Origin of the sequence: Dyadobacter koreensis (assembly GCF_900108855.1) — a bacterium.
Taxonomy (GTDB): domain Bacteria; phylum Bacteroidota; class Bacteroidia; order Cytophagales; family Spirosomataceae; genus Dyadobacter; species Dyadobacter koreensis.
The window spans coordinates 63,201-81,459 of the sequence record NZ_FNXY01000004.1 but is presented as its reverse complement, the minus strand read 5'-3'; the positions used below and the strand labels follow the sequence as shown (position 1 = coordinate 81,459).

Below are 18,259 nucleotides of genomic sequence, written 5' to 3'. Positions count from 1 at the left end.
GCCTTAATTCTTATCATCACGCATGCTTTTGTGACATGTTGTGCTATCAGGGAAAAGCAAATTACCGAAAAGGGTGTGTGATAAAAACACAATTCTGGGTTCTTCGTACACAATTTCTGCATAGAAATCCGGGATTTTTCTGAATATTCAGCTGGCACGAAATTCTCATTTCAGCCTGCATTGCTTATTTGTAGCAGTTTGGAAAAGAAAATTTGAAATCCTCAAAATATATTAACCTAAATTTTAGCTATGGAAGGCGGATCCCAGCCCTTTGGTTCAAATTTAATAAGTGAACAACAACAACTTAACCTAATCCTTGAAGCGTCGGGAGTAGGTTTTTGGAATATCGATTTAGATAATAGAACCGCGTACCTTTCCAAAATAAGCAAGGCACTTCTCAGATTTCCCGGCGACTATCAAATAAGTTATGATACGCTCCTGAATCTTTTTCATTCGGAAGATATTCTAAAATTTGAAAGTGCGCTGCGTCAGAGTGCGACGACCAGACAAAATTTCTCAATCTTATTACGCCTTTTACCTTACAATGGAGATGTACAATCTGTTATATGCAGGGGGAAATCTACAACAAACGCCAATGGAAAGGCTGTATCATTTGCGGGGACATTTATTTCATTTCAGGACGAATGCGTAGAAAATGATGCGCCGGACATTCCATCCAAAACGGATGAGAGAAATAAGGCGCTACAGCAAGCCGAAAAATTCAAAGCGATTAGTGAGCAGGCTCCGCTTGCCATCGCGTTTCTGAGTGGGCCGCACATGACTATTGAGTTTGCAAATTCCAGAATGTTTAAAATTTGGGAGCAAGATGCGTCAATAGTCGGAAACAGCTTTTATGACGTAATATCCGAGAATAGTTTTCAGTATTCAAAGCAGCGATTACAGGAAATTCTTGATACTGGGGAGTCCTATATTATAAATGCCGTCCAACTTTCAAAGAGCGAAAACGAAACAGCAGCAGATGCCTATTTCGATTTTATATATGCACCTGTTCTAAATGAAGCGGGGGTCGTAACTGGGATTATTGCCGTTGCTACCGATGTGACAGAGCGCCTGAAAACCCAGAAACAACTGGAAACAAGTGAAGAAAAATTCCGTTCGCTCATCGAAGAAGTTCCTGTTGGTATCAGTGTCTTTACCGGAAAAGATATGGTGGTAGAGCTTGCGAATGAGCCGATGATCGAATATTGGGCAAAAGATGCTTCCGTGATCGGTAAGCCACTTCGGGAAGCATTTCCTGAATTGGTTGGACAACCGTTCCTTCAAATTCTCGACAATCTCTTAACCACAGGGGAAACTTTCAGCTCGACAAATGCTCCCGTTGACATTATAGTTGATGGCGAGATGAGGACATATTATTTTAATTTTACCTATAAACCATTATTTAATAAAGAGGGTCAGGTTTACGCGATCATCGACATGTCTCTGGATGTTACAGCGGAGGTTTTAGCTCAGAAAGCGCTTGCTGAAAGCGAAGCCCGGTTAAGATCGGTAATTTCCGCGGCCCCTGCCGCCATGGGACTTTTCGTTGGAAGAGAGCTGATCGTCGAAATGCCAAACCAATCTTTTATAGACATCGTGGGCAAAGGACCTGATATAGCTGGAAAACCTTTGCGTGAAGTTATGCCGGAATTGGAAAGTCAGGCGTTTTTACAAATCCTGGATGACGTATTTACCAGTGGAAAAATGTATCAAAGTTTCGGCACTCAGGTTGACATTGTTCGCAATGGTGTCATGACGCATAATTTTTACAATATCACCTATACCCCTATTTTTGATAACGAAGGAAAAGTTTATGCAATTCTCGACATTGCTATCGACGTAACTGACAGAGTTCTTGCACAAATGGAAATCGAACAAAGCCAGTTACAGCTTCTCGAACTATTTGAACAGTCGCCGGTAGCGATTGCAATGATCAGCAAGGATAACCTGGTTTTCAAAATGGCTAATCCGTTTTACGGTCAGCTCGTCGGAAGGCTCCCGGAACAGCTCGTAGGAAAGTCATTACTCGAGGCAATACCTGAACTTGACGGACAAGGCTTTGATCATCTCTTAAAGGAAGTGATTACAACAGGAAATCCGTTTATCTCTCCTGAACAGTCAGTGGACATTATTCAGAATGGGGAAATGCAAAAAATTTACGTTGATCTTTCTTACCAGCCTCAGCGCGATATGGAAGGAAATATTTCCGGCGTACTTGTTGTAGCGACTGATATAACCCAACAGGTTCTTTCCAGAAGAAAAATTGAAGAGGCTGAAAGCGCACTCCGTGGTGCCATTGAGCTGGCTGACCTGGGTACCTGGCAGATCGATTTTATTTCCCAAACTTTTGATTTTTCACCACGCTTACGACAGTGGTTTGGCATTGGTGATCATGAAGAAATTACATTCGAAAAACTAAACAAGTCCGTTTCACCGCTAGAATTGTTAAAAATTCAAGAAGATTTTAAGAAGTCCATTAGACCAGATTCCGATGGCGTTTTTGATGTCGAGTATACACTCCAGGCAGGTGGATTTGAGCGCATTGTTCATGCTCAGGGAAAAGTTTATCGAAACGAAAACGGTAAGGCATCAAAGATTACGGGTACTGTGCAGGATGTTACCGTTCAACGTCAGGTAAAGCTTGCTCTCGAATTACAGGTTCAGGAACGCACAGAGGAGCTCGCGGCGATGAACGAAGAACTTGCTTCGATTAATGAAGAATACGCAGCTATTAATGAGGAGCTTTCAGAGTCGAATAACCTGCTGATTCAATCAAATGAAAACTTACAGCAATTTGCTTATGTTGCGTCCCATGACTTGCAGGAGCCTTTAAGAAAAATCCAGTCCTTCGGAAATATAATCACAAGCCGTTATTCATCTGAATTGGGCGACGGCGTCAACTACCTGCAACGTATGCAAACGGCTGCGAAAAGAATGTCAAACCTTATTGAGGATTTGCTCATGTTCTCGCGTATCTCAAGTAAAAGCGATCGACTAGAGCTGGTCAACCTAAATGTCGTTATGAAGTCTGTCTTTACAGATCTGGAATTGTTAATTCAGGAAACCGGTGCGGTAATTGAAATGGATGAGTTGCCTAAGGTAACCGGTGACCGTTCACAATTGGGACAGCTGTTTCAAAACCTGTTAAGTAATGCATTGAAGTTCAGAAAAAAAGATATCGTCCCAAAAATCAGGATTACGGCAGATATCATTTCCAGTATCGACCTTCCATCTTCTTTTGTTCCTCCAAGATCCGTCAAAGCATTTTTTAAAATTAATATAAGCGATAATGGAATCGGATTTGATCAGAGTTATGCCGACCGAATATTCCAATTATTCCAACGATTACATGGAAGAAGCGAATATTCCGGAACAGGAATTGGACTGGCAATATGCGAAAAAGTTGCGGCAAATCATGGGGGGACGATTATAGTAGAAAGTCAGGTCGACGAAGGTTCAACGTTTTCAGTTTTTTTGCCAATACCATCATGATATTTCGTATCTTGAAAAGTTAGAAAAAAAATTTACACAATTCTTACCCAATGACCAAAACACTTCAAGTATCCAATATCATAGCACTTATAATTACTATTATAATGAATTACCTTTCGAACACAGGTATATTCAACAATAGTACGATGGCTACGGTATCAGCGCAGTATCAAAATTATTTCACTCCCGCAGGATACGCTTTCTCAATTTGGGGCCTTATCTACATTGGTTTGTTGGCCTTCGTTATCTATCAAAGCAGGGGTCTGTTCGGTTCTGGCCCGGCTCCTTCTGTGGTTACGAAGATTGGTTGGATGTTTGTAATTTCCTGTGTTGCTAACTGCCTTTGGATCATCGCGTGGCTTTACGACTATACCGGATTATCCGTTTTCATTATGGCAATTTTGCTAAGCTCACTTACCTCAATAGTCATTCGCACAAGAATGGAACTTGATCTTATTACATTTAAGAAAGTCGCTTTGGAGTGGTGGCCGTTCGCCATGTATTTTGGATGGATTACAGTCGCCATCATTGCAAACACAGCTGCCTATCTTACTAAAATAAAATGGGACGGGTTCGGTATATCGGCAATTACATGGACAATCATGATGATTTCCGCCGCTGCTTTGATTCACCTGGTCTTAATCTGGAAGAGAAATCTTCGGGAGGCCGCATCAGTTGGCGCCTGGGGCCTGGCCGCAGTCGCCGTCGCTAATTGGAACAATGTTGATGCAGTGGCTTATACAGCTCTTTCCGCAACGGCAATTATACTTATCAATATTTCGGTTCACGGTTATCTCAACCGAAAGCATCCCTTTATCTTTTCAAAATAAATCGAGCCTAAGTATTGAATGACTGTGGACAGGGCCACAGTCCTATATTTTTTGCCAAAAATTACAAGGAAAAGGAACTGTTCAACAGCGATTTCACTGCATCAAAATAAGGCTGAGCGATCTTGCTAGGCCGTATATCCCAACCACGATCGTAGTTGACAATACACGAGTCGATGAAGTTTTTTGTATTTTCCTTAATGATCGGGTCCCAGATAGATAATTTCGAAATCCGCCCTTTATCAATTCCCAATTTCGTGGGTTCGTGAAGTATCAGTGCTGAAAACTCGTATCGGTCTACAACACCAGACGCCCATATTGCCCGCGCAATATTCTCATCCTCCACCCGACCAGTAAATTTGGCCGAAATGCTTTCCTGATTTGGTAACAACAAATCAAAATTCTGTTTTTTAAGATATTGATCTATTGCTGTTCTTACGTGTATCAACGGATCTTTTCCATCCAGCTCGCTGAGTTGCTGAAGGCGCTTTATCTGAGCTTCGGTCAAAGCAACAGTTTTGCGAAAAGTTTTTTGCATGCTCATTTCGATTTAAATTAAATCATATCAAACTTACATACACCCTGAAAAGAATCAATCCATATCTAAATGTTTTTGGGCACCGTTTAAAAATTTGGAATTATACCGATTATAAATACCTGTATAACAGGCTTAAAATCTGCTAAATTAGCCCTTTAACGGCCATTTTCAAGATGCGGATAATCACTATGCTCACGCGGATGCTTTAAATTTTTTAACATTGCGTAGGTTATTTACCCACCTTGTACCATCGATAACTTTAACATAAGAAATAAATGCAATAGTCTTAAAGATTCTTAATTAAGTACCAATCGCATTTTCACGAGGATAATTCTTGTTATATTGACGATAAATCTCCTCCATTATTATCCATGAAAAATTTGTTGTTAATCGGTCTTGTCGTTTGCCTGACAAACGCCTGTCTGCAAGACAATCCTTCTGATGAGACATTAAAAAATGTGATCAAACATCAGGTCAGAAACCGGATCGACAATAAATTTTCCGTTGGTACGATCGTCGTTTTTTTGGTAAACGGCCGGGAAGAATATTTTGTATATGGATACAGCGATACGACTAGGAGAAGTGCAATCACTAAAAAATCAGTTTTTGAGATCGGATCAATCAGTAAAACCTTTACAACACTGCTACTTGCCGACTTGATCAATAAAGGCGAATTGAAATTAAACGATCCCATTCAGGATTATTTTCCGGACTCAGTCAAAATACCTGAATTTTACAATCAAAAAATCACTTTCAAAGATTTGGCGACTCATACATCCGGACTACCCAGGATGCCAGATAATTTTTGTCCGAAAGATTCAACGAACCCTTATGCCGATTATAGTGCCAACGATCTATACAGCTTTCTTCAGTCACACAAGCTTACTCGCGAGAAGGGCAAATATGAGTACTCAAATTTAGGAATGGCTCTTTTAGCCCAAACCATTGCAACAGTTTCCGGTAACCGGTACGAGGATATGCTTCAAACTATCATCTGCAATCCGTTGAAAATGAGCGCAACCACTACCATCCTCAAAAAAAGTCCCTGGCTAACCAGTCCTCACGCCGGCACGACACGGATGCCTCACTGGGAATTTGACGTCTTCGCCGGAGCCGGAGCCATTCATTCCAACGGCGAAGACATGTTGAAGTTTGTTAAAGCGCAAATGGGACCTACACGTAATCCGCTAAACAAAAGCATGGAGCTCACCCAGCAACCTGTACAGCCTATTTGGGGCACAATGAAAATAGGCTTAGGCTGGCACATAATTTCAGAAAACGGTGACGAGATCATTACTCACTCCGGAGCAACTGCCGGATATCGAAGTTTTGTAGGTTTCAGTAAAAAAACTAAAAAAGCAATAATTATTTTCAACAATTCAGGCCTTTCACAGGATGACCTGGGACTTTACTTTTTTAATCCTTCCCGCAGAACGAATCCTGTAAAAATGCCTGTCCGAGTTTCAAAGGAAACGTTGAAGGAAAACGTAGGCTCATTCAGTATTGTAAATAACCCCAATTTCATGCCGCCTGGCAGCAAGTTTCATGTTAAACTGGACGGGGATCAGCTCTCTATCTGCCTTACCGGCCAAAAGTGGGTACCAATCATCCCCGAATCAGAAACCAAATTTTTCTCTCGTAACGTCGAAGCCTCTGTGGAATTTCTAAAAAACGAAGATGGAATCGTTGAAAAACTGACTGTACACCAGGATGGGCAGGAGATTTCTGCAAAAAAATCTTATTAGTCTTATCTGATACTGATTAGCCAATCACAACCTGCCCATGAAACTGTGGATTTTACTATTTTTCATCGCTTTAAAGGCGCCTGCTCTCGGACAAAACAAATTGTCTCCTAATGCTGAAATTTCGATAATTACCTGCGGACCGGATCAGGATGAACTATATTCTGCATTTGGCCATAGCGCATTGAGGGTCAAAGATCCAGCTACAGGATTGGATCTTGTTTATAACTATGGTGTCTTCAAGTTTGATGCCGGATTTTACATAAATTTTATACGAGGTGAGCTTTTTTACAAACTCGGCGTATCTCGTTTTGAAAGCTTCGTTGCCTTCTACATTCATAAAAATCGTTACGTTCATGAGCAGTTGTTAAATTTAACAGCAACACAGAAACAGAGCATTTTTAATTATCTGGAAGAAAATGCAAAACCTGAAAACGCAACCTATCGCTACGATTATTTTTACAACAATTGCGCAACTAAAGTGCGGGATGTGTTGGTTGGATTGTTTGGAAAGCAACTCAAATTTAATGAGCATTACGCAACGCCGGGCTATACTATCCGAATGCTCACCGGCGATCGTTTACGTCAGCAACGGTGGGGAAAGCTAGCTATTGATCTTTGTCTGGGATTACCGATGGACAAGAAACTTTCCCTTTTCGAATACATGTTCCTGCCTGATTATCTTGAATCAGGATTTGACAACGCTTCCATTTCGGGGATACCGCTGGTATTGGACAAAACAGTCATTTTCAACGCCAGTAAGGCACAGCCAACTGAAAGCCTGTTTCAGCCCTGGGTTGTTTTTGGTATATTTTTAATGATAACGGTTGTTATTTCTAAATTTGATCTCAAAAGAAACCAACGATCAAAATGGTTTGATCTCATACTTTATCCAGTTGTCGGAAGCGTAGGTATTTTATTGCTTTTTCTTTGGTTTGCAACTGACCACGAAGCTGCTTCCAACAATCTAAATCTACTTTGGGCATGCCCATTACATATCCTCGTTCCTGTTCTGACACGCAATAAGCAGTATTACTTTTTGCTCAAACCTTACCTCGTGGCAACACTGGTTTTGTTGGTAATGACGTTCCCGTTTTCGGTTGTCATGTCTGCCCAGCTCAACAGTGACTTAATAGCCATACTGATAATTTTGTACATCCGAAGTTTAACTTTACTCCGGTTAATGAAGAAAACAATTTTGACTTAACCCTTAAAAAAACGTATCGTAAGATTAAAAAAAGGAGCAACGGAGATTTTCCGTTGCTCCTCTCCTACTGTAAAATTTACTGCATGATTATTTAAATCGTCAGTTCAAATATCAATCGTTTCTCCGATTTTCGGCAGTAACAGTGTCAATCCGGACTTTGCAAATTCTGCAATCGCCTCTTCTTTGTTAAGTTTAATAAATCCAAATGTATCGTAATGTACACCTAGTATTTTTGTTGTTTTGACAAAACCTGCGGCCTCAATTGCGTCTTCTACACCCATCGTTAAAACATCTCCAATTGGAAAAACAGCAAAATCCAGAGCTGTCCATTTTGGGATCAAAGTCATATCCAGCGTAAGTCCGGTATCTCCGCTGTAATAAAAATTCCCGTCTGTTGTTTTCAAAGCAAAACCACTGGCCACACCTGCATAACCACCGTCAGGGAAGCTGCTTGAATGTTGAGAAATGAAACATTTTGCATCTCCAAAATCGAAAGTCGCTTTTCCACCTGGATTTAAAGGGAATAAATTCTTGACGCCTTCCTTCCCAAAATAGGAGTAAATCTCCCAATTTCCGATGACAGTCGCCCCGGTATTATTTGCGATTGCGACTGCATCAAGCATATGGTCGAAATGTCCATGCGACACAAAAATGTAATCTGCCGCGATGCTGTTAATATCGACATCTTTTGCTAATTCGTTCCCGGTAATATAAGGGTCAAACAAAATGGTTTTGCCTCCGGCAACTACCGAAAAACAGGAATGTCCGTAGTAAGTGATTTTCATTTTTTCGTTGTTAAGATAGTCATTTATATAAGTTGCAAAGCAGCAAACTATCAGCGTCTCCATACTTTCCTAATAAACAAAAATATCCGAAACTGATTCAATCGTTTACTCTTATTCAAAAATAAGGCTTGCCAGCAAGCCGGCAAGCCAAATGAGATGTTTTTTACAAAAGTTTAATCTGGACATCAATATTTCCCCGTGTCGCTTTTGAGTATGGGCAATTCTGATGGGCCGTATCTGCCAGCGCCTGGGCCACTTCCCTGTCTATACCCGGCAAACTGATATTCAAACGTGCCTGAAGAAAATAGGCCTCACCAGCTATCCCCAGATCCACTTCCGCGTCAACAGCTGTATCAACCGGCAGCGATACTTTCATATTACCAGCTGCAATTTTCATTGCGCCAATAAAACATGCCGACCATCCGGCAGCCAGTAGCTGTTCAGGATTTGTTCCGGCACCAGAAGTTCCAGGCGACGAAAGATTGATTGCAAGTTTTCCATCTGAACTCTTTGAAGCCCCCTCTCTACCGCCGGTCGTATGTGTTTTTCCGGTATACAAAACTTTTTCAATTTTTACGATTTTGTTTGTTTCCATTTTATTTGAATTTAATTTATTCTCAGTCTAGATTTTACTTCACAGGAACCGAGAATTCGACTGTTTCTGGCGGCAAACATTGTTTCGCACTGCAAGCCATAAATTTTACGGCTCCCTTGACAATTGTTCCTTTTCCGGTCAATTTAATTTTTTGTTTGAAAACCACTTCTTCTTCAAAATAGCTGACATTCATATTGAAAAATTCCTCAAACCTGATTATAGGTTTTGGCTCAGCAACAGAACCGAGCAATTGGTATGATCTGGCAGGAATAAAGCTGAATGTAGCCTTTAACGGCCCACCTTCCGGTATCGCCTGAGCATAAACGTGCCATCCATCATTGATAGAAGCTTTGATTAAAATACTGGCCTCAATCTCAGATGTTTTTGTGACAGTGAAACTCCATTTTACTGGTTTCAAAGTTTCACCTTGACCTGAAAGGCTGATGAAGAGTCCGGCAGCAAGCAACAATAAAGTTTTCATTTCCAGTTATTTATAGTTTATTTAAATTCCGTTTAAAATTATCAATCAAAATCGATCAATAATTTTCCGAGCATCATTCAGACGGAGTTTCCCAAGACGCTCAGCTGATTAGTGATACAAATTGACGGGTAAACGAAATAGAAACAGAGGAGAATAATGTTGAAGCAGACATATTGTAACCTGAACCGGACAGAATTAAATGCCAGTTATTTTAGAGAACTTTTTACCGCACGCACATGTGATCCTTCCGTATCCATAAGATTATTGATCAAAATTAAAACCGTAATCCCGGAATTGATAACTCAGGAAAGGCACTGTCTATCCCGGCCACTAATTTGCCGGCTTCGGCTCATTTCCAATACTATGAAATGGTTGTTCAATCTACTTTTGAGAAATAAAAAAAACGGACATGAACTTCTCGAAACCAACAACTTACAGAAAAACAGTGGTTATACTAAGCAGCGTAGTCTTCGCCAGCCTTGTAGCACTGCAGATTACCGGCCCTACGATTTCGAATCCGCAAGCCAAAGGTAAATTTCACGCTCCGGCAGAGGTTCTGAGCATTTTTGAACGAAGTTGTTATGATTGTCATTCCAATGAAACTGATCTGCGATGGTATGATAAAATTGCTCCGTTTTCGTATGTCGTTGCAGCTGACGTAAACGAAGCCCGGAAAAGATTCAATTTCTCGGAATGGGACACGCTTTCAAAATCAGATCAGGAAACAAAATTGTGGTATATGATCAATATGATTGATGCAGGCAAAATGCCGCTCGCTACTTACACTTCCGTTCATCCTGAATCCAAAGTTTCAAAAGCTGATCTTGATGTTTTAAAGAATTACGTAATTAAACTCTCAAACCAAAACCACAGCCTTGGTGATACCTCTCGAATTAAGTTAGCAGATAAAACCTATAAAAACAGCCAGGACACCGGAGTCGGTAAAACACCTAAATCGATTAATGGAATTAGCTATTTTGACGATTACAAAAACTGGAAGATAATAAGCTCAACCAATCGTTTTGACAACGGAACTATGAGGCTTATTTATGGAAATGAAATCGCAATTAATGCCATCAAGGAAGATAAAATCAAGCCCTGGCCCAATGGTGCCATTCTCGTTAAAGTTGTCTGGAACAGCCAAAAGGAAGACAACGATGGAAATATCAAACCTGGAAATTTCAATAATGTGCAGATGATGATTCGGGATGACAAACGGTTTAAGGATACCGAAGGCTGGGGATTTGCGCGGTTTTCAGGCCTAAGTCTGGAACCTTATGGGAAAACGATTTCTTTTGCCACATCCTGTATCAACTGCCATCGTCTCGTTCCCGATAACGGATTTGTATTTGATATACCCAGTAAAAACTTAAAACATTAATTAGTTATGAACACGCAAATAATCACCTTGGCAGCAGGATTGTTTATTGCCGCCAGTGCTTTCACTTCCATTGTTGGACCAACGGAAAATAATAAACCTATTGAAACTAACAACACTAAACTTGCAGAACCAGGTTTCGCCGTCTTAGAACTTTTTACATCTGAGGGATGCTCAAGTTGCCCACCTGCTGACGAATTAGTGGCAAAAGTGCAACAGGAAAATTCAGCCAAACCTGTATACATATTGGCTTTCCACGTGGATTATTGGGATTTTCAGGGTTGGAAAGACGTTTTCAGCAAGAGTGAATTCACACGTAGACAATATCAATATTCAGCCTGGCTACGTACAGAATCTGTTTACACACCCCAGATTGTGGTTAATGGAAAACGGGAGTTTGTGGGTTCTGAGGAATCAAGTTTACGCAATGCAATCTCGCAAAGTCTATCGTCGCCCCTTGCAGGCAGGCTCACGATTGAAACAACACGAAATAATAAGGGAATCTCGGTTCGGTATCAGGCTTCTTCTGTAAAGAAAAACGCTGTTTTGCAACTTGCCCTGGTTCAAAAAATCGCAAAAACATCTGTGAAAAAAGGCGAAAATGAAGGCAGAGAACTTGTTCATGTCCAGATTGTAAGATCCTTGCAAAGTCAATCCGCAAATGACTCAGGTTCAGGAGAGGTAGAACTTAAACTTCCCGAAAAAACTCAGCCTGGTAACTGGGAAATAATTGCATTTCTTCAAAATAAAAACAATGGAGAAATTCTTGCAGCTGCAAAGACCAGCCTGAAGGAAATCATTTAAAATACGTTAAACATCCTGATCATGAAACTTCTGTTTGTAACAATAATTGCCTGCATCGCCCTGGTATCATGCGATGGCCCGTCAAAACCTACATTAGCGCCTGAAAACATTTTCGACTCGAAAGATCTGCATGTGATAACATCCCTGATCAACAAGAGGATGGGAACGGCATCAACTTTATATGGAAATGATCTGGCTCTGGCTGCTTCTCAACGCCAAATAAAAAACCACACTGCAGGGGAAATTTATCAATTTGTAACATGGAAACTTCATCCAAATCCTTACTGGTTTGGAGGCGATATTAACGGTGTCCAAAATTCTCTGGAAACTGTTGAGGTTTTACCATCGAAGGACAAGCAGATCGCGGTACGTTACACGAGGACTAACAACGATCATGCATCGTCCGAATCACTTGCGTTAGATAAACAAGACAGGATAAATTTTATCTTTGGTCAAAAACCATCTGTCTTCCCCTGAGTTAACGATACCGGTTTTATGAGTAAAAAAATATTTAAGGTTTCGACGGTAGTCATCTGGCTAAGCTCATTATCGCTCGGTATCCTGACAACCGTTCCTAAAATTGCGGAAAAACATTTCAGCAAATCTGAAGCCATAGCAGACGCATTGATCACATCTCTGTTTACATTATTTGTCTGGTATTTTAATATTTATTCGCTGCCCAAATTTTCCAAACAAAATTCGGACGCCGGGTTTTCTTATCCTCTGTTATTGAGAAGTCTCACAATAGGAATCATTGTCATGTTTCTAATGGTTAGAGTCGAAGAGCTTCTCATGCCTTTTCGTGATTATGGACCAATATTGCTTATGTTCGAAGTGCGGGGAATACTTATCAATTTAACGTTTTACATGCTTTTACATTTGCTTTATCAAACACATCGAAATCAGCAGGTTTTGATAGAACTTGAACGGACAAAAGCAGATAACCTGGGTGCGCAATATGAACTTTTAAGACAGCAGGTAAATCCTCACTTTTTATTCAACAGCCTGAATACCTTGAAATCGATGGTCGAGCTGGAAGACAAAAACAGTGTAGATTTCATCCTGAAGCTGTCAGATTTTTATCGTTTTACGTTGGAAAACAGAAAGCTGGACCTGATCCCTTTATCAGAGGAACTGGAAATTCTGGATTCGTATATGTTTTTACTGACTGCGCGGTTCGAAGAAGGGATTAGTATAGAATACAGGATTGATGAGAGCTATTATAAATCCTGGATTCCACCATTTACCCTGCAACTGTTGGTGGAGAACTGCATCAAGCACAACATTGTTTCGCTCGATTATCCATTGAACATAATTCTGTATTCGCAGGGAGATAAAATTGTTGTTGAAAACCAGTTGCAATTGAAGAAAAACCCGGAAAAGTCTACACAAATGGGACTCGATAACATCAACCAGCGATACCTGCACCTTTTAGATAAAAAAATAGAAATTGAAACTGAAAAGAATTCTTTCAGAGTAAAACTTCCCATAATCCATGAACGTATTAATCATTGAAGATGAGATAAAAACGGCTAAATCGCTGGCGCAAATCATCACTTCGATAAGACCGGATGCGCGGATAGTTTCCACTATCCAAAGCGTGGAACGAGCCGTTTCCTATCTGACCGCGAATCAACAGCCGGATCTGATTTTTATGGATATCCAGCTTTCTGACGGCTTATGCTTTCAGATTTTCGAACAAGTAAAAATCATTCCGCCTGTAATATTTTGCACTGCATATGATAACTACGCCATCGAAGCTTTTAAAACAAATGGTATAGATTATCTGCTTAAACCCTTCAAAAGAGAGCACATCGAAGCGGCACTCGAAAAACTAAGCAACCTACGGTCTTATTTTTCTCCCGAAAAGCAACTTACTCCTGATCTGGAAACATTGCTTAGAAAACTTGGAGAGCCTGATGGGAAAAAGAGCTTTCTGGTCTTCAAGCAGAATAAATACATCACGATCAAAACCGATACTATTGCATTCTTTTATATTCACAATGAAATGACGTCTATCATGACTTTTGATCATCACGAATATACCATTCCGCAGCCGCTGGAAGAAGTGCAGAATATGGTTTCTGCAACTCAGTTTTACAGGCTAAACAGACAATACCTCATCAATTTCGAAGCTGTAAAGGAAGTTGAACATTATTTTTCCCGGAAGCTATTCATAAAGCTGACTGTCCCGACGCCTGAAAAACTACTGATCGGCAAGGAGAAAGTCAGCAGTTTTCTTGGTTGGTTAGAAAACAGATAACCAAATAAGCTAATGAATGCAGGTGCCGGTGTAACAACCTGTACCTGTTTTTTTATTAAGAAAGAAGACCGGAATCAAAAAGGACAAAATAATTGTGTTTCCACGTTCAAATAACCTTACGACCACTAAAAAAAAATTTGACTAATTATTCAACAAAAAAAGATTAAATAGAATTTAACCAAGACAGCACAGGATAGATGTTTGATTTGTTTATGTTATAATTGTAGATAGATTTCCTAAAACCGGTTTAATAAGTACATATTCACCAACCTTTGATCTCGTGCTACTGCAATCGACTGAAACTTTCTGGCTCTGGCAATTTCTGGGGCGGCTCCACCCATTACTCGTCCATTTTCCGATCGGCTTACTTTGTGTCGCGCTCCTGCTTGAACTGATCGACTGGAAACGAAAATCTACCGGTTTACGGGATGCAACAAACATTCTTACCTGGATCGGGGCAGCAAGCGCAATCTTCGCTGTAATTTTTGGGTGGATGCTGGCAAGTCAGGAAGAGGCATCGGGAGCAAATTTAGAGATACACAGATGGTCGGGTATCGCCACAATGTCGCTGGCTGTTTTCGCAACGATCTCATTGCTGCTGGACAAGCGAGGTTTATACCGGGCTTTATTGATAGTTACAGTTTTTGGAGTTTCACTGGCAGGTCATTATGGTGCTATGCTCACACATGGCGACGATTATCTGTCCAGCGTTTTACCGAATCCGGCAGCGGATGGAACTGTTGCAGCAAAAGGTTCAGATGAGCCTGACTTCGTGCTGACCAATACCGGAGCCTTAAATCCCCAGCAGGTTCAGGATCTGAACGTTGAGGTACGTACAATTTTGGCGCACAATTGTTATAGCTGCCACAGCGAAACAAAAACAAAGGGCGATCTCCGACTTGACAGCAAGGAAGCGATCATGAAAGGCGGAGAAAATGGAGTTGTCGTCATACCGGATCATCCGGACAAAAGCGAGTTGATCCGGAGAATTTCCTTGCCAAAAGGTCATAAGGAAGCAATGCCGACAAAAGGGAAAAGACTTACTGAAAGGGAGATCAAAGTTTTAAAATTCTGGGTTGAAAAAGGCGCGCTCTGGCCTGATGGAAAACAGAAAAGTATTTATCGTGTTGCGCAACTGGAACCAAGAACACCTGAACTTCCGGCTGCAAACGGCGACATCATTCTTCCCGTTGACCGGTTTGTAAATGTATATTTCCAAAAAAACAAAATTGGCTGGAAGCCAGTCGTTAACGACCGGGTTTATATACGCCGGGTATATCTTGACATTATCGGGCTGTTGCCACCACCAGAAAAAATAGATGCTTTCATTGCTGACAGCAGGCCGGATAAACGTGAACGACTGGCAAAAGAGTTATTGACCAGAAACGATGACTACGCTCAGCACTGGATGTCGTTTTGGAATGACGCCCTACGTAATGACTATTCCGGAACAGGTTATATCACAAAAGGCCGTTTTGATATCACGAAATGGCTGTATACGTCTCTTCAAACTAATAAACCGTATAATTGGTTTGTCAAAGAACTGATCAGTCCGACAAAAGAGTCAGAAGGCTTTATAAGGGGTATTAAATGGAGAGGAACGATCAATTCGAGCCAGCGTACCGAAATGCAGGCAGCTCAAAATGTATCGCAGGTTTTGCTTGGCTTAAATCTAAAATGTGCATCCTGCCACGACAGTTTTATTTCTGACTGGAAGCTTGCAGATTCCTATGCTTTTGCCAATATTTTTGCAGATACCCTGCTCGAAATCAACCGATGTGATAAACCTACCGGCAAGATCGCGGATACCAGAATATTGTTTCCGGAACTTGGAGAAATAAGCATTGATGCCAGTACTGAAAAACGCCTGCGACAACTGGCTGATTTGCTGGTTCAGCCCAAAGACGGCAGACTTTACAGAACAGCAGTGAACAGGATATGGGCACAGCTGCTTGGTCGTGGTATCGTAGAACCTGTTGATATGATGGATAATATGCCATGGAGCGAAGATTTACTCGATTGGCTCGCATCAGATTTTGTAGCGAACGGTTATGATATGAAGAAGCTCATTTATACAATTGTAACCTCCAAAACTTATCAGCTTCCTTCGACATCGGTAAAAGAAGCAGGTGATATTATGGCGAACGACTATAAATTTACAGGTATGGTAAGGCGCCGGCTAACAGCAGAACAATTTACAGACGCAATAAGCACGGCATTTAATCCTATGTATGCCGATTCAGCGATTGTCTTTAATCTCCTTCCAAAAACGATTGATACAAAACTCCCGTTTGCAAGAGCAGGATTTGTAAAAAATGACCCGTTCCTCACTTCACTTGGCAGACCTAACCGGGAGACGGTGAGCACCAGCAGAACCTCTCAGGCAAACCTGTTGCAGGCACTTGAACTTACAAACGGAAATAAATTTACCGAAACTTTAAAACGGGGTGCGAGGGAATGGAAAAAGAAATATCCAACTTCTGACACGTTGGTAACGCAGCTATACCGACGAGCGCTAGGAAGAAATCCACAGCCCAAGGAACTAAATGTTGCCCGGAAAATACTAGGACCAAAACCGAGTGAAGAAGGGATTCAGGACTTGGTCTGGGCTATGGCTTTAATACCTGAATTTCAACTGATTTATTGATCAATTACGTTATTAATGCAACCTGCTAATTTGGTTTGTGATGAAAAATAACTGGAATAGAAGAGAATTCTTACAAAGAGCAAGCGCGGCCACGCTGGCTGCTCTCGCCGCTGGGGCGCCTGTTTCGGGATTGTTGTCTGGCTGCAAGAAAATCGCCGGATCTGAGTCTTCGGCGGATACTGTCATTTTATTGTGGATGGCAGGCGGTATGGCCCATACGGAAACATTTGACCCTAAACGCTTTACTCCTTTTGAAAAAGGTATGGAGGGGAACCGCGTGCTGAGCACTTTTAAATCCATGCCGACCAAACTGGACGGAATCCACTTTTCCGATGGCTTGCAGTCGATTGGCAGTGTAATGGATAAGGGAACACTGATACGCTCATACGTGGCTGCTGATATGGGGCACATTTTACATTCGCGACATCAATATCACTGGCATACTTGTTACGAACCGCCACAGACGGTCGCAGCACCTCATATTGGCTCATGGATCGCAAAGGAATTGGGACCCAAAAACCCTGTAATTCCTGCATTTATAGATATTGGTCAGCGGTTCACTGTCGGAGAGGCCGAGGAGCTGAAAGCGTTTCATACCGCTGGTTTTCTCGGAAATGAATTCGGGCCCTTTTTCATTCCGGATCCAAGCCAGGGCCTGGAAAGTGTACGTCCGCCTGTGGGTATGGATGCCAAGCGTTTTGAAAGAAGAAATCAGCTTTATAATGAACTGATCAATAATAGCCCGGTAGGCGAATTTGGCAGTGATTATCAAAGAGAATCGCTGAAGCGATCGATGGAGCAGGCCTATGCCCTATTGAACTCCCCGGAATCGAAAGCGTTTGATTTGAGTACAGAACCCAAAGAAAGTTACAATGTTTATAACACAGGTAAATTTGGCCTGGGTTGTTTGCTCGCCCGCCGTCTTACTGAACAAGGCGCACGGTTTATAAGTGTAACCACTGAGTACGAGCCATTCAAGGGCTGGGATACGCATGAAAATGGAAACACAAGACTGGCAGATATGAAAAAACAGATCGACGGTCCGATTGCTCAACTAATAAAAGACCTTGATAAGCAAGGTTTGCTGGACAGAACAATGGTAGTGCTGGCCAGTGAATTCAGTCGCGATATGATGGTTGAAGGAAAACCCGACGCGAAAGTGCTGGAACAGGTAAGTCAGCCAGATATTCTTTCGGAAATGAAATTCTATGGTATGCACCGCCATTTTACGGATGCAGGCTCCATGCTGATGTTCGGGGGAGGCATAAAAAAAGGATTCGTATATGGCAAAACAGCCGATGAAAGGCCTTGTAAGACCATCGAGAATCCGATCAAAATTGATCAGGTGCACCAAACGATTTATCACGCTCTCGGCATTCCGGAAGATACACAATATGAAGTTGAAAAGCGTCCTTTTTATACCACACCTGATGGGAAAGGGAAGGCAGCAATGGATTTATTATCGTAAAAATTGACGTGTGAGATTTCTGTTATTCGAAG

15 protein-coding genes are annotated in these 18,259 nt (G+C 41.4%); 11 read left to right on the top strand and 4 right to left on the bottom strand.

The features are described 5' to 3' along the window. The first annotated feature begins 249 nt into the window (after positions 1–249). The gene (locus tag BMY70_RS12685) at positions 250–3,492 is read left to right on the top strand and encodes a PAS domain-containing protein (protein ID WP_090335579.1); all 3,243 of its coding nucleotides are present in this window, start codon (positions 250–252) and stop codon (positions 3,490–3,492) included. Between the two features lie 50 nt (positions 3,493–3,542). Next, the gene (locus BMY70_RS12680; protein ID WP_090335578.1) at positions 3,543–4,322 is read left to right on the top strand and encodes a TspO-related membrane protein; all 780 of its coding nucleotides are present in this window, start codon (positions 3,543–3,545) and stop codon (positions 4,320–4,322) included. A gap of 61 nt (positions 4,323–4,383) precedes the next feature. Here the strand turns inward: BMY70_RS12680 and BMY70_RS12675 are convergent, their stop codons facing one another. Next, positions 4,384–4,857: a DUF7678 domain-containing protein gene (locus tag BMY70_RS12675; RefSeq protein WP_229209592.1), complete on the bottom strand. Its 474-nt coding sequence runs from the start codon at positions 4,855–4,857 to the stop codon at positions 4,384–4,386. 371 nt (positions 4,858–5,228) lie between these two features. On the opposite strand from BMY70_RS12675, the gene BMY70_RS12670 reads away from it, so the two are divergent. Continuing rightward, the gene (locus tag BMY70_RS12670) at positions 5,229–6,602 is read left to right on the top strand and encodes a serine hydrolase (RefSeq protein WP_090335576.1); all 1,374 of its coding nucleotides are present in this window, start codon (positions 5,229–5,231) and stop codon (positions 6,600–6,602) included. 37 nt (positions 6,603–6,639) lie between these two features. Continuing rightward, positions 6,640–7,806, top strand: coding sequence for a lipoprotein N-acyltransferase Lnb domain-containing protein (locus BMY70_RS12665; RefSeq protein ID WP_090335575.1), 1,167 nt, complete (start codon positions 6,640–6,642; stop codon positions 7,804–7,806). Between the two features lie 104 nt (positions 7,807–7,910). On the opposite strand, the gene BMY70_RS12660 is transcribed toward BMY70_RS12665, so the two are convergent. From BMY70_RS12660 to BMY70_RS12650, 3 genes are all read right to left on the bottom strand, one after another. Continuing rightward, positions 7,911–8,591, bottom strand: coding sequence for a metal-dependent hydrolase (locus BMY70_RS12660; protein ID WP_090336444.1), 681 nt, complete (start codon positions 8,589–8,591; stop codon positions 7,911–7,913). Between the two features lie 163 nt (positions 8,592–8,754). Continuing rightward, positions 8,755–9,186, bottom strand: a complete 432-nt coding sequence (locus BMY70_RS12655; RefSeq protein WP_218148625.1) for an organic hydroperoxide resistance protein — start codon at positions 9,184–9,186, stop codon at positions 8,755–8,757. Between the two features lie 34 nt (positions 9,187–9,220). Further along, positions 9,221–9,667, bottom strand: coding sequence for a protein-disulfide reductase DsbD domain-containing protein (locus tag BMY70_RS12650; RefSeq protein WP_090335574.1), 447 nt, complete (start codon positions 9,665–9,667; stop codon positions 9,221–9,223). Between the two features lie 409 nt (positions 9,668–10,076). On the opposite strand from BMY70_RS12650, the gene BMY70_RS12645 reads away from it, so the two are divergent. The 7 genes from BMY70_RS12645 (at position 10,077) to BMY70_RS12615 (ending at position 18,227) form a co-directional block, all read left to right on the top strand. Next, the gene (locus BMY70_RS12645) at positions 10,077–11,048 is read left to right on the top strand and encodes a heme-binding domain-containing protein (RefSeq protein ID WP_090335573.1); all 972 of its coding nucleotides are present in this window, start codon (positions 10,077–10,079) and stop codon (positions 11,046–11,048) included. Positions 11,049–11,054: 6 nt separating this feature from the next. Beyond that, positions 11,055–11,849: a DUF1223 domain-containing protein gene (locus BMY70_RS12640; protein ID WP_090335572.1), complete on the top strand. Its 795-nt coding sequence runs from the start codon at positions 11,055–11,057 to the stop codon at positions 11,847–11,849. Positions 11,850–11,870: 21 nt separating this feature from the next. Next, on the top strand, positions 11,871–12,326 hold the full coding sequence (locus BMY70_RS12635; protein ID WP_090335571.1) for a hypothetical protein: 456 nt from the start codon (positions 11,871–11,873) through the stop codon (positions 12,324–12,326). An 18-nt stretch (positions 12,327–12,344) separates the two neighbouring features. Next, positions 12,345–13,364, top strand: a complete 1,020-nt coding sequence (locus tag BMY70_RS12630) for a sensor histidine kinase (RefSeq protein ID WP_090335570.1) — start codon at positions 12,345–12,347, stop codon at positions 13,362–13,364. Beyond that, on the top strand, positions 13,345–14,112 hold the full coding sequence (locus BMY70_RS12625) for a LytR/AlgR family response regulator transcription factor (RefSeq protein ID WP_090335569.1): 768 nt from the start codon (positions 13,345–13,347) through the stop codon (positions 14,110–14,112). Before BMY70_RS12630 ends, BMY70_RS12625 begins: the two co-directional genes overlap by 20 nt. A 280-nt stretch (positions 14,113–14,392) precedes the next feature. Then, a complete protein-coding gene (locus BMY70_RS12620) occupies positions 14,393–16,759 on the top strand; it encodes a DUF1549 domain-containing protein (protein WP_177197017.1) in 2,367 nt (788 codons plus the stop codon). A gap of 40 nt (positions 16,760–16,799) precedes the next feature. Beyond that, the gene (locus tag BMY70_RS12615; protein ID WP_090335568.1) at positions 16,800–18,227 is read left to right on the top strand and encodes a DUF1501 domain-containing protein; all 1,428 of its coding nucleotides are present in this window, start codon (positions 16,800–16,802) and stop codon (positions 18,225–18,227) included. The last annotated feature ends 32 nt before the right edge of the window (positions 18,228–18,259 follow it).